Raw genomic sequence first — 14767 nt, forward strand, 5'->3', positions numbered from 1 at the left:
CGCTTGCTGGAATTCTTACCACACACAGAAATAAGGCGGCCACTGATATCAGTGACCGCTTTTTATTTGCGCCTCTACTTAGTCGAGCGGCTTCTCTTTGAGCGGGAAGCGGCGGCGTACCAGCACAAAGAACAGCGGCACAAAAAAGATCGCCAGCAGTGTGGCAGAGATCATTCCGCCCATCACACCGGTTCCTACGGCATGCTGGCTGCCGGAGCCTGCACCGCTGCTGATCGCCATGGGCAGTACACCAAAGATAAAGGCCAGTGAGGTCATCAGAATCGGCCGCAGGCGCTGACGCGATGCCTCCAGCGTAGATTCCACCAGCTCGCGTCCACGGCTGTTGATCTCATTAGCAAATTCTACAATCAGGATGGCGTTTTTGGCGGATAACCCCACTACCGTCAGCAGGCCAACCTGGAAATAGACGTCATTTTCCAGCCCACGCATCCAGGTGGCGATTAGCGCGCCGACCACGCCCAGCGGCACCACCAGCATCACCGAGAACGGGATCGACCAGCTTTCATACAGCGCGGCCAGGCAGAGAAAGACCACCAGCAGCGAAATTGCATAAAGTGCCGGGGCCTGCGAACCGGAGAGCCGCTCCTGATAAGAGGCACCGGTCCACTGGAATCCGACGCCCAGCGGCAGGGCATTAACCAGTTTTTCCATCTCATCCATCGCCGTGCCACTGCTGACGCCACTGGCCGCTTCGCCGACAATCTCCAGCGATGAATAGCCGTTGTAGCGTTCAAGACGCGGGGAACCGGTCTCCCAGCGGCTGGTGGCAAACGCGGAGAAGGGCACCATTTTGCCGCTGCTGTTGCGCACGTACCATTTGTTGATGTCGTCTGGCAGCATGCGGAATTCAGCGGCAGCCTGCACATAGACCTTCTTCACCCGGCCACGATCCAGGAAGTCATTCACGTAGCTGGAACCCCACGCGGTGGTCAGAGTGTCGTTGATGGTATCCAGCGACACGCCCAGCGCCTGCGCTTTACGTGCATCAACATCGATCTGCAGCTGCGGGCTGTCATCCAGTCCATTGTGCCGTACCCGCGACAGCGCGTTGTCATTGCCCGCCATCTCCAGCAGTTTGTCACGCATCGCCATCAGTTGGGTATGACCGACGCCCGCGTGATCCTGCAGTTGCAGGTCAAAGCCGGAGCTGCTGCCCATGCCGGTGATGGCTGGCGGGCTGCTGGCAATCACCCGACCCTCTTTGATCTTCTGGAATGCCTTCGTCGCGCGCTCGATAATCGCGAACGAGGTGCGATCGGCACCGGGCCGCGCTTCCCAGTCTTTAAGCCGCACAAACAGACGCGCCACGTTTTGTCCATTGCCGCCCGGACCTGCGCCGATGGTGGAGAAGACCGACAGCACGTTGGCCTTCTCCTCGGTGAGATAATAGTTTTCAACTTTGGCGACGACGCTGGCAGTTTGCTCAAGCGTCGCGCCTGCCGGAAGCTGAACCTGCGTCAGGAATACGCCGCGATCTTCCAGCGGCAGAAACGACGTCGGCAGACGCAGAAACAGAAAGGCCATCAGGCCGATGATGCCGAGATAGAGCAGCAGCCAGCGACCGCCCTTGCGCAGGATACCCGCGACCCCGCGCTCGTAGCGGTCAGCATTGCGATTAAAGTGACGATTGAACCAGCCGAAGAAGCCGCGACGCTCAGGCTGCTCGCCCTGCGCCACGGGTTTGAGCAGCGTGGCACAGAGCGCCGGTGTCAGGATCATCGCCACCAGCACCGACAGCACCATCGCCGACACAATGGTAATTGAGAACTGACGGTAAATGGCGCCGACGGTGCCGCCGAAAAACGCCATCGGCACAAACACCGCAGAGAGCACCAGCGCGATACCCACCAGCGCGCCCTGAATCTGGCCCATCGATTTTCGGGTGGCGGCACGCGGCGAGAGTCCCTCTTCATGCATGATACGTTCAACGTTTTCCACCACCACGATGGCATCATCCACCAGCAGCCCGATCGCCAGCACCATGGCAAACATGGTCAGGGTATTGATGCTGAACCCGCAGGCATAGAGCACGCTGAAGGTGCCGAACAGCACCACCGGCACTGCAATAGTAGGAATTAAGGTGGCGCGGAAGTTCTGCATAAACAGGTACATCACGCCAAATACCAGCACAATCGCCTCCAGCAACGTCTTCACCACATCGGTGATTGACGCTTTAACGAAAGGGGAGGTTTCATAGGCGATTTTTGCTTCCAGACCGTGCGGGAAGTAGTGGGACAGCTCCTCAATGCGCGCCCGCACCAGCTTATCGGTGTTCATCTCGTTGGCACCGGACGCGAGCTTCACCCCCAGGCCTGATGCGGGCTGGCCGTTGTAACGACTCAGATAATCATACTTCTCAGCGCCCAGCGCCACGCTGGCGACATCGCCCAGCGTCACCACCGAACCATCGGGATTGTTCTTCAGGGTAATCGCCCGGAACTGCTCAGGGGTCTGCAGCATCGACTGGGCGTTGACCGTGGCGTTAAGCGCCTGTTTCTCTACCGACGGCAGGCCACCCACCTGACCCACGGCAACCTGGGTGTTCTGCGACTGGATCGCGCTGACCACATCTTCCGTGGTCAGCGAATAGGCGATCAGTTTATTGGGATCGAGCCAGATACGCATCGCATATTGCGAGCCGTAAGCGTCAACCTGGCCGACGCCATCAATACGGCTTAGCGGATCCTGAATATTACTGGCGACATAGTCTGAAATATCCTGCTTATCCATGCTGCCGTCGGTTGAAACGAATGCCACCATCAGAATATTACTGTCACCGGTTTTATTGACGGTCACACCCTGCGACTGCACCGCCTGTGGCAATTTGCGCAGTGCGGATTGCAGCTGGTTCTGTACCTGCTGACGGGCTTCATCGGGATTGGTCCCGGCGGTAAAGGTGAGGGTGATCTGTGCCTGGCCGGTGTTGCTGCTGTTAGAGGACATGTACATCAGATTATCGATGCCGGTCATGTTCTGCTCGATCACCTGGGTAACGGTGTTTTCCAGCGTCTGGGCGGATGCGCCCGGATAGTTAGCGGTGATGCGCACGTTGGGCGGTGCCAGATCGGGGTACTGTTCAATAGGCAGCGAAATAATCGAAAGCGTGCCACACAGGCACAGCAGAATCGCCAGAACCCAGGCAAAGATAGGGCGGTCGATAAAGAAATTCGACATTAAATCGACACTCCTCACTACTTTTATCGTTGGTCAGGCCCACCAGCAACGGGCGCTCTGGCAGGAAAATCGGCGGGTCTTTGCCATGATTCTCCGCCGCCGTTTACTCTACGTGCGGCAGCGGGGGAAATCGTGGAGAAATTGAGGAGAAAATGTAAATTCGTTGGCTATTTGCGGCTTTCAAGCCACATCACCGTGGCGGCGACGCGTGAGCGGACATCGAGTTTCCGCAGCAGGTTACGAATGTGCACTTTTACCGTCTCTTCAGAGATATGCAGAATAGCGGCAACCTCTTTATTCGACAGGCCACGCGCCACCTCCTGCAGCACATCCCGTTCGCGCTCGGTGAGCTGACGCAGAGGATCGGCACTGTGCTGGCGATTAGCCAGATAGCGGGTGACGCCCTCGCTGAAGACCTTTTCGCCCCGCGATGCCTGCAGGATATGCCCCAGCAGGACCTCCGGCTCGCTGTCCTTGAGCAGATAGCCGTCAGCACCGGCATCCACCATGGCAAAAATATCGCTGCGGGCGTCAGAAACGGTCAGCACCAGAATGCGCGAACTGATCCCTTCATGGCGCAGCGCCTTCAGCGTATCCAGTCCGGACATGCCTTTCATATTCAGGTCGAGCAGGATGATGTCCGGTTCCTGATGGCGGGCCTCCGCCAGCGCTTCAGTGCCGTTGCTGGCTTCGGCGATCACCTCCAGCCGGGGATCCAGCGCCAGCAGCTGACGGACACCGCGGCGCATAAGCGGATGGTCATCCACAATCATCAATGTTAATGCGGGCTGTTGCATATTTTCTCCGTTTCATAGGTTTCAGACTGCGGCAGATCAGACGGTATTGTTCAGGGACAACACCCTGTTTTGTATCGAATAGCCCGCGGTCGCAAACCGATAGATTATTTTAATGAATTAAGATTAGGTCTGGCCTGCTATTCCAGCGGGCGCGCCGGTTGCGGTGGAAAGCGCAACTCCACCCTGGTACCCCGTGGCTGTGCGTGGAAGGTCAGATGGCCGCTCAGGCGCTGAGCGCGCTCCGCCATAATAGTCAGGCCGTAATGGCCCGGCGGTTCCTCAGTGCTGTTCATCCCCACGCCATCATCGGTAATTGTCAGTAAGTGCTCACCTTTTTCACTGTGATGATAATCCACCCGGATAACCTGCGCACTGGCGTGACGAATCGCATTCAGCAGCGCCTCCCGGACGATCTGCAACACATGCACCTGCTGTTGTGCTTCCAGACTCTGCAGGCCGGTCTGATAGTTAAAGTGTATCTCTGCGCTGCTCTTCTCCTGCAGCGAGGCGATCATCGCCTGCATGGCCGCCACCAGATCCGCCTGCTCAATGGTCAGACGGAAAGTGGTCAGCAACTCACGCAGCTGACGATAGGCCTCGGCCAGCGCCTGATCGAAGTCCGCGATAATGGTATGGGCGGCGCTATCGTCTTTATCAACGGCGCGGCGCAGCAGGGTCAGCTGAATGCGTAAAAATGAGAGCGACTGCGCCAGCGAGTCATGTAATTCCCGGGCAATGGTCGTGCGCTCTTCAATCAGCAGCATCTGCTGATACTGCTGCTGTGCCTGCCAGATCCAGATAGCCCGTCCCAGCATCGCCGCCAGGCTGCGCATCAGTTCATCCGGAGGCGAGGCACCAGCTGTCTGCCAGCGCAGCTCGCCAATCTGCTGCTCGTCCTGCTGTAACGGCAGACGTTGCCACTGACCGGCTGCCTGATCATCACCGGCGCGAAACTGAAACTGGTCGCTGTCGAGCCGGATCGCCGTCAGTTTCTCGCGCGTCAGTACATTGGTTAACACAGCTTCAAACAGTGCCGGATGCAGCGGGCTGGCGGTCAGCATTTGTGAGCTGTCATAGAGTAGCGACAGCGTGCGATTAGCCTGGGTTAAATCTTCTGTTTTGGCGCGCACCGTGCTTTCCAGCAGCTGGTAGTGCGAATGCAGCCGTGCCGCCATGCCGCTGAAGGCATGCGACAGCACCCGCAGTTCATTCTGCTGCTCAACGTGCAGCGGCGGAAAAGCAAAGTTACCGCTCTCAACATAGCGACTGGCGGTAACCAGCGCATTAAGCGGGCGCACCACCTGCAGTCGGGTAAAGCGAATCGTCATCAGTGCCAGCGCCACAATCGCAATGACCCCCACCAGGCTGCTGGCGGCCACCAGATGCATTTTCAACTCGGTATAGCGCTGCAGACCCAGCACAAAGCGATCGATTTCACCGACGTAGATCGGCACCTGCTGCTGATAAGCCACGGTATCGCCCTGTTGCAACTGTTGCTGCAGCGAGGGCCAGGCGGCACGCAGCCGTTGATAGCGAACACTTACTTCACGGGGTACCCAGGGCCGATCGAGTTTCTGCAGCACCGGGGCATCCAGCGTTTGCTGATAGCGCGCCAGATGATGAGCCAGATTTTGCGGCTGACGGCTGGCATCCCAGGCCATGCGATAGCTCTGCATGCGCAGTGAACCCGCCAGATTGATCGCCTCCGCGTCGCGCTGGCTGCTCAGGAGCGTGACCAATGCCAGACCGGTGGTGAGCAGCGACAGCAGGACAATGGCGCTGAGCGCCTGAGCGATGCTTTGAGTTACGGAACGTTTAACAATCACATGAATGGCCCTGTTGAGAGTGCGGGAATTATAAGAGCGCATTAACGTAACGCAAATGATCCATTCCCTGTTTATCGCACAGGACGTTACACATCGCACATAAAATGACCGCAACTGACAGTTCCCAGGACGTGCTGCTGTTCAACGCTTAAAAAAGGAACAGGTTTACATCGTCCCGATGTTGCTTTTCATTGCAGCGCTAATAATTCATCCAGTCATCAACTCAACCCCGATCACAGATTAAGGAGCATCCAATGAAAAAGCTGAATGCTATCCTGGCGGGCGCATTACTGGCTACCGCCTCATTTGCCACTTTCGCCGCCGCGCCGGTCGATCAGTCGCAGGCGCAGAGTATGCAGAGCATCGGTAGCGTTTCGGTCTCCGGCGTTCGCGGCTCGCTGGACGATGCGAATCGCCAGCTGTCGCAAAAAGCGGAAGAGATGGGCGCCAGCCATTACCGCGTTATCGGTGTCGATAACCCAGGCGACTCCAGCCTGTGGAGCGGCACCGCAGAGATTTATCGCTAACCCAACCCTCCTGTTTCCATCCCTGTAGCTTTTACCGGCCTGAAAATGGCCGGTTTTTTTGTTTTTGTGCATCAGGATGGATTCTTACAAATCAGCCTGTGCATCTGCCCGGTATATTTTGCTTCGTTCTTGCAGAACGGGTAGGATTCATCGCCGTAAATTCCCGCGCTGTCTGGCACTCACTCACAGGCAAACGCACAGAGGAAAATACCCCATTTCACAGGGCATTACGCCTGAAATGGGGGCGACGACTGATAGTCAGGACAAACAGGAATGCTATGAAATCTAAAAACAAAACCCCAGGCGAGATGCGCGCTGCGAAACGACGCTGGCTCAACTCTCATGACGCCGGCTACCAGAAGGCGATGGGTAACCGTCACGTACAGATGATTGCGATCGGCGGTGCCATCGGTACCGGTTTGTTCCTGGGCGCAGGTGGCCGTTTGCAGGCTGCTGGCCCCGCCTTAGCCATCATCTATCTGGTGTGTGGCATCTTCTCCTTCTTTATTCTGCGTGCGCTGGGCGAATTGGTGTTACACCGTCCCAGCAGCGGCAGCTTCGTCTCCTACGCCCGTGAATTCCTGGGTGAGAAAGCCTCCTACGTGGCGGGCTGGATGTACTTCGTCAACTGGGCAATGACCGGCATCGTCGATATCACCGCCGTCGCGCTCTACATGCACTACTGGGGCGCGTTTGGTGATGTGCCACAGTGGGTCTTCGCCCTGGGCGCGCTGGCGATTGTCGGCACCATGAACATGATCGGCGTAAAGTGGTTTGCCGAGATGGAGTTCTGGTTCGCGCTGGTGAAAGTGCTGGCGATTGTGATCTTCCTGGTGGTGGGCGTGGTGTTCCTTGGCACCGGCAAACCGCTGGATGGCAACAGCACGGGCTTCCATCTGATCACCGATAACGGTGGCATGTTCCCGCACGGCTTACTGCCTGCGCTGGTGCTGATTCAGGGTGTGGTGTTCGCCTTTGCCTCTATCGAACTGGTAGGTACGGCGGCGGGAGAATGTAAAGACCCGAAAACCATGCTGCCGAAAGCGATCAACAGCGTGATCTGGCGTATCGGCCTGTTCTACGTTGGCTCCGTGGTCCTGCTGGTGCTGCTGCTGCCGTGGAACGCCTATCAGGCGGGTCAGAGTCCGTTTGTTACCTTCTTCTCGAAGCTGGGCGTGCCTTACGTTGGCAGCATCATGAATATCGTGGTGCTGAGTGCCGCGCTCTCCAGCCTGAACTCGGGCCTCTACTCAACCGGGCGTATTCTGCGCTCCATGTCGATGGGTGGCTCTGCACCGAAATTCATGTCTAAGATGAACGGTCAGCAGGTGCCTTATGCCGGTATTCTGGTGACCATCGCCGTCTATGTGATTGGTGTGGTGCTTAACTACTATGTGCCTTCTCAGGTGTTTGAGATCGTCCTGAACGTCGCCTCGCTGGGGATTATCTCCTCCTGGGCCTTTATCGTGGTTTGTCAGCTGCGTCTGCGCAAAGCGATTAAAGAGGGCAAGGCGGATGATGTCAGCTTCAAGCTGCCAGGCGCGCCGTTTACCTCATGGCTGACGCTGCTGTTCCTGTTCAGCGTGCTGGTGCTGATGGCGTTTGACTACCCGAACGGGACTTACACCATCGCCTCCATTCCGCTGATCGCGGTACTGCTGGTGCTGGGATGGTTTGGCGTGCGTAAGCGTGTTCACGCCATAGCTGAGACCGAACAGGATCATCACGAAGAGGAGCCTCAGCCGACCCGACTGGCTGACGACACCTCACGCTGATAAGCGCTGCAGCAATCAGGCCAGCCTTCGGGCTGGCTTTTTTTTGGCGTAAACCGCCTCATTCACCGCGAGAATTAAGATAGTTTTCCCGCAAGCTTGCCCCTATGATGAAAGGCTCCCTTTATGCGGTAGCGGAGTCCTCATGTCGTTTAAGATCAACATCATCAAAGATAAGCTCCTGTCCGAAAACTGGTTTGTGCTGCGTAACTACACCTATGAGATCACCGATGGCCGTGGCGAGGTTATCCGCCATAAACGTGAAGTCTACGATCGTGGAAACGGGGCGACCATCCTGCTCTATAACCGCGAAAAGAACAGCGTGGTCCTGACGCGCCAGTTCCGTATCGCCACTTACGTCAACGGTAACGAGGGCGGCATGTTAATTGAAGCCTGTGCCGGCTTGCTGGACGACGACTCTCCGGAAGATTGCATTCGCAAAGAGGCGATTGAAGAGACCGGTTATGCGGTGGGCGAGGTGGAGAAACTCTATGCCTGCTATATGTCGCCGGGCGGCGTCACTGAATTGATCCACTTTTTCGCAGCGGAATATAATGAATCGCTGCGCGACAATGCGGGCGGCGGCGTTGAAGATGAGTCGATCGACGTGCTGGAACTGCCTTTCCCTGATGCACTGGCAATGGTCGCCGATGGCCGCATTCGCGACGGCAAAACCGTCATGCTGTTGCAGCATGCGCAGATTGCTGGCTGGCTGATACCATAAAAAATCATGCAGTTAGCCTGTTGCAGCGTGACGGCGTTGAGCGTGGAAAGTGAAGCATAATCCACTTTTCATGCACGCTTTTTAAGCAGTTAACTGCGCTTTTTGCACAGGTTCACAGAATGGGAACCCTGGCAGGCCCGTTGATGCGCTATCCTCTCCACTCTGGGTATTCGGGGATCGATTTTCTTAATGTCGTATTGGATGAAATCGCTGTGGCTGTTGCCGTCTCTGTGGGTTGCCTGTGTTCAGGCGGAACCGTTGCAAAAGTCATTCAACGACTGGCAAATCACCTGCAACAATGAAGCCTTTTGCGTGGCGCGCAATATTCCGGGCGACAAAGGGTTAGTGATGACGATTTCGCGGCATGCGGGCGTCAACGATCGCCCCTTGCTGCGAATCGACTACGGCAGTGCCTACAGTGGCGCGCTGCCTGGCGGTTCGCTTCAGGATAACCTGCTACTGGATCAGCGCCGTCTGAAACCCGACCTCAAACACTGGACGGTTGAACCGCATCATCTCGCCACCAGCAATGCCATCGCAATTGATGAGTTTCTTGATCTGGTGATGGAGGCGAAAACCCTTCAGCTCACTTTCGATCCCAATGCGCTGATCTCCCTGCGCGGCATGAAGGCCGCGCTGTTGCTGATGGATGACACCCAGGGGCGGGTCAACAGCATGAGCGCATGGGTTAAACGTGGCGATCGCGCCAGCTGGGATGTTCCGCCGCCGCCTGCGCTGCCGCCACTGCCGCCTGCTGTGGAGCCACCCGCGGCATTGACGCGCGATGAGACCAGCGGATTAATTGATTACGGCACCTGGCGGGTCAATACCGACTCCTGCTCACTCGATCCACTGCGCCGTGAAGTCAGCGTGGCGCCACTCACCGATCAGCGCGCGCTGCTGCTGGTGAGTTGTGAAATGGGGGCTTATAACGTGATCGATCTGGCGTTTGAAGTGACGCGCAGCCAGCCGTATGTCGCGCGCGGCATCACCTTAACTCTGCCGTTTACCCCGCCAGGTGCCAGTGATCGACAGCTTGAGCTGATTAACGCCGAATATGATGCGGCCAGCGGCCAGCTCTACACCTTTGGTAAAGGACGTGGATTGGGTGACTGCGGCAGTGCCACACGCTGGCAGTTTGATGGCACGCGTTTTGTGTTAGCGGAGTATGCGGAAGAGTCGACCTGTGATGCCTGGCACAGCAGTGATGACTGGCCAACCCTGTGGGTCAGCCAGTCTGACGGTGGCGTACAGCAGCGTTAACGAATCGCCTGCACCATCATCGGTGAGCCAAGCTGATTACCGACCAGTTCGGCCAGCATATTATTCACGCCGTCGCTCATTGGCGTAAAGCGGGTCAGCGGCGAGCGAGTCACCACCACAAATACCCCCACGTTATGCTGCGGCACCATCGCCATATAGGTGATGAAACCGCCGCCGCCGCCGGTTTTCTGAATAATGCCAGGGCGACCATTTTTCGGCCCCATAAAGACCCAGCCCATCCCCAGCGCATCCGCTTTGCCTGGCACATCCATGCCTTCTACTTTGCTCAGCTGATCGCGACGATAGATCAGCGTCTGCAGTCGATCGATCTGCGGCGTGCGGTGGTTAACCGAAGAGTTAAGGAACTGCTGCATCCAGCGGCCCATATCATCCGGCGTGGAGTAAACGCCGCCGCTGCCAATCGCCGCCAGGGTGTTATTGCACGGACTGGCCCCTTTTTCCGCCACCATCAGGCGTCCGCACTGCTCAGGCGACGGCGTAAACGTCGTGTCCTTCATGCCGAGCGGGCGGGTAATCAGCTGCTGAAACAGCGCCGGATAGGGTTTGCCGGTGGCGCGCGACAGTGCATCACCCAGCAGATCGTAGCCCAGGTTAGAGTAGGCGGCACTGCTGCCCGGTGCCGCTTTGAGGTTAGCGCGCGACAGCCACGCCCAGCGTTCACCACGGGTCGGCCAGACAAATACCGGACGCTGCGCTTTGCCGCCTGGCTGTTCGCGAGGCAGTCCGCTGGTGTGGGTCGAGAGATTGATCAGGCGAATGGGCTGACCATTGTAGGTGGGCACGCGTGAACCCGGCGGCGCATATTTACTCAGGGGATCGTCGAGGCGGATCTGTCCGCGCTCAGCCAGCTTCACCATCACTTCACTGGTCATCAGCTTACTCAGCGAGGCGATGCGAATCAGCGAATCTTTCTGCGGACGGACATTGTTGCCGGGACGGGTTTCACCAAAGCTGGCGAACACCCGCTGATTGCCATCAATCGCTACCAGTGCCATGCCGGTTGCACCGCTGCCGTAAAAGATATGTTCCGCATAGCGATCAACAATCTGAGAGGCCAGCAGCGGATCGGGCGCGACCTGCGCCATGCTTTTTAATGGAAGCAGTGAAACCATCAGGGCCAGTAAATAGGGTGTGCGCATGTTCAACGGAAGTGGCTTCGCTATAAAATCGGAGGAAATCTGCCTTCACTCATCGGGATGCATCAGGACAGAACCGCGTTATCCCGGCAGAACGACAGCGGGAACAGACGGACAGCCAGCGCACAGGCAGCATTAAGTATGACGGCTCTATAGTAATGAGTTTGCGCAGGGCGGGAAGAGGGGAATAGAGTTTTTTTTATGTATCAGGCTATAAGTGGAAATGGCCCTTCCCGGTGAGCCGGGAAGGGCATAAGCATTAAACTGGCTTGAGTAATGCTTCAGCGTGGCTGACGATATTCTCAACCGTGAAGCCAAACTCCGGGAACAGCTGACTGGCCGGGGCGGATTCACCAAAGGTGGTCATACCGACAATCGCACCGTCCAGACCGACATACTTGAACCAGTAGTCAGCAATACCCGCTTCTACCGCCACACGCGCTTTCACGCCGCTCGGCAGTACGGATTCGCGGTAAGCGGCATCCTGCGCATCAAACAGGTCAGTAGAAGGCAGTGAAACCACCCGCACTTTGTGACCGCCTGAAGTGAGCTTATCCGCTGCACCCAGGGTGATCTCAATCTCTGAACCGGTCGCGATCAGAATCACTTCTGGTGTGCCGTCGCAATCCTTCAGCACGTAGCCGCCGCGTTTGATGTTTTCGATCTGCTCCGGGGTACGTTCCGGCTGCAGCAGATTCTGACGCGAGAGGATCAGCGCTGTCGGGCCGTGATGACGTTCGACGGCGGCTTTCCACGCTACGGCCGTTTCGACCTGATCGCACGGACGCCATACGCTCATGTTTGGCGTCAGACGCAGGCTGGCGATCTGCTCTACCGGCTGGTGCGTCGGGCCATCTTCGCCCAGACCGATGGAGTCATGGGTGTAGACCAGAATCTGTCGTGCCTTCATCAGCGCAGCCATACGCGCGGCGTTACGCGCATATTCGACAAACATCAGGAAGGTTGCGGTGTAGGGAACGAAACCGCCATGGTGCGCGATACCGTTACCAATCGCCGTCATACCAAATTCACGCACGCCGTAGTGAATGTAGTTACCGGCCGGATCCTCTTTGATCGATTTAGAACCAGACCAGATGGTGAGGTTACTCGGTGCCAGGTCAGCAGAACCGCCGAGGAACTCCGGCAGCATTTTGCCATAGGCTTCCAGCGAGTTTTGTGACGCTTTACGGCTGGCGATTTTCTGCGGGTTAGCCTGCAACTCCTGAATGAAACGGGTCGCTTCGGTTTCCCAGTTGGCGGGCATTTCGCCATTCATCCGGCGCTCATACTCTTTCGCCAGATCTGGATGGGCTTCTTTGTAAGCCGCAAATTTTGCATCCCAGGCTTTTTCACGTTCAGCACCCGCCGCTTTGGCATCCCACTGCTGGTAGATTTCAGCCGGGATCTCAAACGCCGGATAGTTCCAGCCGAGCTGTTTGCGGGTCAGGGCAACTTCTGCCTCACCCAGCGCCGCGCCGTGCGACTCCTCTTTACCGGCTTTGTTCGGCGAACCGAAACCGATAATGGTGCGGCAGATAATCAGTGAAGGCTTATCGGTGACGCTCTGCGCCTCTTTGATCGCCTCACGAATGGCATCAGCGTCATGGCCGTCGATATCGCCAATCACATGCCAGTTGTAGGACTCAAAACGTTTATGGGTGTCGTCAGTAAACCAGCCTTCGGTCTCGCCATCGATCGAGATACCGTTATGGTCATAGAAGCCGATCAGTTTGCCGAGACCCAGGGTCCCCGCCAGTGAACAGACTTCGTGCGAGATGCCTTCCATCAGACAGCCATCGCCCATAAACACATAGGTGTGGTGATCGACAATCTCATGATCCGGACGGTTAAACTGCGCGGCCAGCGTGCGTTCTGCAATGGCTAAGCCCACGGCGTTAGCCAGTCCCTGACCCAGCGGGCCGGTGGTGGTTTCAACGCCTGGGGTGTAGCCGATTTCCGGGTGACCTGGCGTTTTAGAGTGCAGCTGACGGAAATTTTTCAGCTCTTCAATCGGCAGGTCATAACCGCTCAGGTGCAGCAGGCTATAAAGCAGCATCGAGCCGTGGCCGTTGGAGAGGATAAAGCGGTCGCGATCAAGCCAGGCGGGGTTGGTCGGATTATGCTGGAGGAAGTCGCGCCACAACACTTCGGCGATATCGGCCATTCCCATTGGCGCACCGGGGTGGCCTGAATTTGCCTTCTGTACCGCATCCATGCTCAGTGCACGAATCGCGTTTGCCAACTCTCTGCGTGAGGACATAAAGTTCTCCCTTGTTATGCATCAGGGCGGGAAAGTCCCGCCCGACTAAAATAAAGACTACAGGCGTGCGGCGAGCACATCTTCCAGCTTCTGCTGGTCAACCGCGAACTGGCGGATGCCGTCAGAGAGTTTTTCAACTGCCATCGGATCCTGATTATGTTCCCAACGGAACTCCGCCTCGGAGAGCGGCGACGGCTGGTGGAAACCTTCAGTTGAAGGCTCCAGTTTGCGCTCAAGCGGCGCATCACTGTTCTGCAACTCTTCCAGCAGATTAGGTGACAGGGTCAGGCGGTCGCAGCCTGCCAGTGCGATAATCTGCTCCACTTTACGGAAGCTGGCGCCCATGATGATGGTGCTGTAACGGTGCTTTTTGTAGTAATCGTAGATGCGACGCACGGATTTCACGCCCGGATCTTCATCTGCCACGTAGGGGTCCATGGGTTTGCGCGAGTTATACCAGTCGTAGATGCGTCCAACGAACGGGGAGATCAGGAACACGCCCGCTTCGGCACAGGCACGCGCCTGAGCAAAGGAGAAGAGCAGTGTCAGGTTGCACTGAATGCCGTTTTTCTCCAGCTCTTCCGCTGCGCGGATGCCTTCCCAGGTCGAGGCCAGCTTAATCAGTACGCGTGAGCGATCGATACCGTGCTCTTCATACATCCGAATCAGTTTTTCTGCTTTGGTCACACACATGCCACGATCGAAGGAGAGGCGCGCATCCACTTCGGTCGAAACACGGCCCGGTATGCTTTTCAGGATTTCCATACCAAGGTTGATCGCCACTTTGTCGCTGGCGTTGATAATCTGCGTCTCTTTGCTGCCGCCCTGTTTTTTGGCGTACTCAATCGCGTCATCCATCAGGTGCTTATACCCTTCGAGACCGGACGCTTTCAGAATGAGTGAGGGGTTGGTGGTGGCGTCTTCCGGATGGTAATTACGAATCGATTCGATATCACCACTGTCCGCCACCACGGTGGTGAACTGTTTTAGGGCTTCTAGCTGGTTCATCTCTAAACTCCTTGAAAAGAAAAATGAAAGCGAACAGGGGGCACCTCAGGCCTCGCAGCCGGTCTGTGGCATGTTCTGCTACCGGGAACGCGAACCCATAACATTGCAACAGAGAGTTTCTGATGAACATGCGGTTTCTCTGATTGTTGCGCTGCGAGGCGGTGCGAAGGAGCCGTCATGCGGTGTTAACCGTGGGGTGCGCCATATTCCACCCATAAGCATAGCAGTCAGGAGGAAT

10 protein-coding genes are annotated in these 14767 nt (G+C 56.9%); 4 read left to right on the forward strand and 6 right to left on the reverse strand.

Features of this window, described 5'->3' with window-relative positions; all coding sequences use genetic code 11:
* Positions 1-78 precede the first annotated feature (78 nt).
* The 3 genes from acrD to narQ form a co-directional block, all read right to left on the reverse strand.
* Positions 79-3195 (reverse strand): multidrug efflux RND transporter permease AcrD, encoded by a 3117-nt coding sequence (gene acrD / locus ACXKZD_RS05220; RefSeq protein ID WP_010259979.1) that lies wholly within the window; start codon positions 3193-3195, stop codon positions 79-81.
* Positions 3196-3362: 167 nt separating this feature from the next.
* Positions 3363-3992 carry a response regulator gene (locus ACXKZD_RS05225; RefSeq protein WP_033758590.1) on the reverse strand — a complete coding sequence of 210 codons (630 nt, stop codon included), beginning with the start codon at positions 3990-3992 and terminating at the stop codon, positions 3363-3365.
* Positions 3993-4129: 137 nt separating this feature from the next.
* A complete protein-coding gene (narQ, locus tag ACXKZD_RS05230) occupies positions 4130-5818 on the reverse strand; it encodes a nitrate/nitrite two-component system sensor histidine kinase NarQ (protein ID WP_488981915.1) in 1689 nt (562 codons plus the stop codon).
* A 254-nt stretch (positions 5819-6072) separates the two neighbouring features.
* On the opposite strand from narQ, the gene ACXKZD_RS05235 reads away from it, so the two are divergent.
* The 4 genes from ACXKZD_RS05235 (at position 6073) to ACXKZD_RS05250 (ending at position 10104) form a co-directional block, all read left to right on the forward strand.
* Positions 6073-6345, forward strand: coding sequence for a YdgH/BhsA/McbA family protein (locus ACXKZD_RS05235; RefSeq protein ID WP_010259972.1), 273 nt, complete (start codon positions 6073-6075; stop codon positions 6343-6345).
* Between the two features lie 278 nt (positions 6346-6623).
* Positions 6624-8120, forward strand: coding sequence for an L-asparagine permease (gene ansP / locus ACXKZD_RS05240; protein WP_010259970.1), 1497 nt, complete (start codon positions 6624-6626; stop codon positions 8118-8120).
* A 142-nt stretch (positions 8121-8262) separates the two neighbouring features.
* The gene (gene nudK / locus ACXKZD_RS05245; RefSeq protein WP_031592577.1) at positions 8263-8841 is read left to right on the forward strand and encodes a GDP-mannose pyrophosphatase NudK; all 579 of its coding nucleotides are present in this window, start codon (positions 8263-8265) and stop codon (positions 8839-8841) included.
* Positions 8842-9030: 189 nt separating this feature from the next.
* On the forward strand, positions 9031-10104 hold the full coding sequence (locus ACXKZD_RS05250; protein ID WP_010259965.1) for a DUF1176 domain-containing protein: 1074 nt from the start codon (positions 9031-9033) through the stop codon (positions 10102-10104).
* On the opposite strand, the gene ampH is transcribed toward ACXKZD_RS05250, so the two are convergent.
* The 3 genes from ampH to tal all read right to left on the reverse strand — a co-directional run bounded on the left by ampH (position 10101) and on the right by tal (position 14529).
* Positions 10101-11264, reverse strand: coding sequence for a D-alanyl-D-alanine-carboxypeptidase/endopeptidase AmpH (gene ampH, locus ACXKZD_RS05255; protein WP_010259962.1), 1164 nt, complete (start codon positions 11262-11264; stop codon positions 10101-10103). The genes ACXKZD_RS05250 and ampH overlap by 4 nt on opposite strands.
* Positions 11265-11520: 256 nt before the next feature.
* The gene (gene tkt, locus ACXKZD_RS05260; RefSeq protein ID WP_191919995.1) at positions 11521-13521 is read right to left on the reverse strand and encodes a transketolase; all 2001 of its coding nucleotides are present in this window, start codon (positions 13519-13521) and stop codon (positions 11521-11523) included.
* Positions 13522-13578: 57 nt separating this feature from the next.
* Positions 13579-14529, reverse strand: a complete 951-nt coding sequence (tal, locus tag ACXKZD_RS05265; protein WP_010259954.1) for a transaldolase — start codon at positions 14527-14529, stop codon at positions 13579-13581.
* Between the last annotated feature and the right edge of the window lie 238 nt (positions 14530-14767).

Source organism: Pantoea sp. ABR1s (assembly GCF_057812235.1).

Excerpts from the sequence above, each read along its gene's own strand:
- tkt (WP_191919995.1), bottom strand. The coding sequence starts at position 13,521 with ATGTCCTCACGCAGAGAGTTGGCAAACGCGATTCGTGCACTGAGCATG.
- acrD (WP_010259979.1), bottom strand. The coding sequence starts at position 3,195 with ATGTCGAATTTCTTTATCGACCGCCCTATCTTTGCCTGGGTTCTGGCG.
- ACXKZD_RS05250 (WP_010259965.1), top strand. The coding sequence starts at position 9,031 with ATGTCGTATTGGATGAAATCGCTGTGGCTGTTGCCGTCTCTGTGGGTT.
- ansP (WP_010259970.1), top strand. The coding sequence starts at position 6,624 with ATGAAATCTAAAAACAAAACCCCAGGCGAGATGCGCGCTGCGAAACGA.
- tal (WP_010259954.1), bottom strand. The coding sequence starts at position 14,529 with ATGAACCAGCTAGAAGCCCTAAAACAGTTCACCACCGTGGTGGCGGAC.
- ACXKZD_RS05235 (WP_010259972.1), top strand. The coding sequence starts at position 6,073 with ATGAAAAAGCTGAATGCTATCCTGGCGGGCGCATTACTGGCTACCGCC.
- ampH (WP_010259962.1), bottom strand. The coding sequence starts at position 11,264 with ATGCGCACACCCTATTTACTGGCCCTGATGGTTTCACTGCTTCCATTA.
- nudK (WP_031592577.1), top strand. The coding sequence starts at position 8,263 with ATGTCGTTTAAGATCAACATCATCAAAGATAAGCTCCTGTCCGAAAAC.
- ACXKZD_RS05225 (WP_033758590.1), bottom strand. The coding sequence starts at position 3,992 with ATGCAACAGCCCGCATTAACATTGATGATTGTGGATGACCATCCGCTT.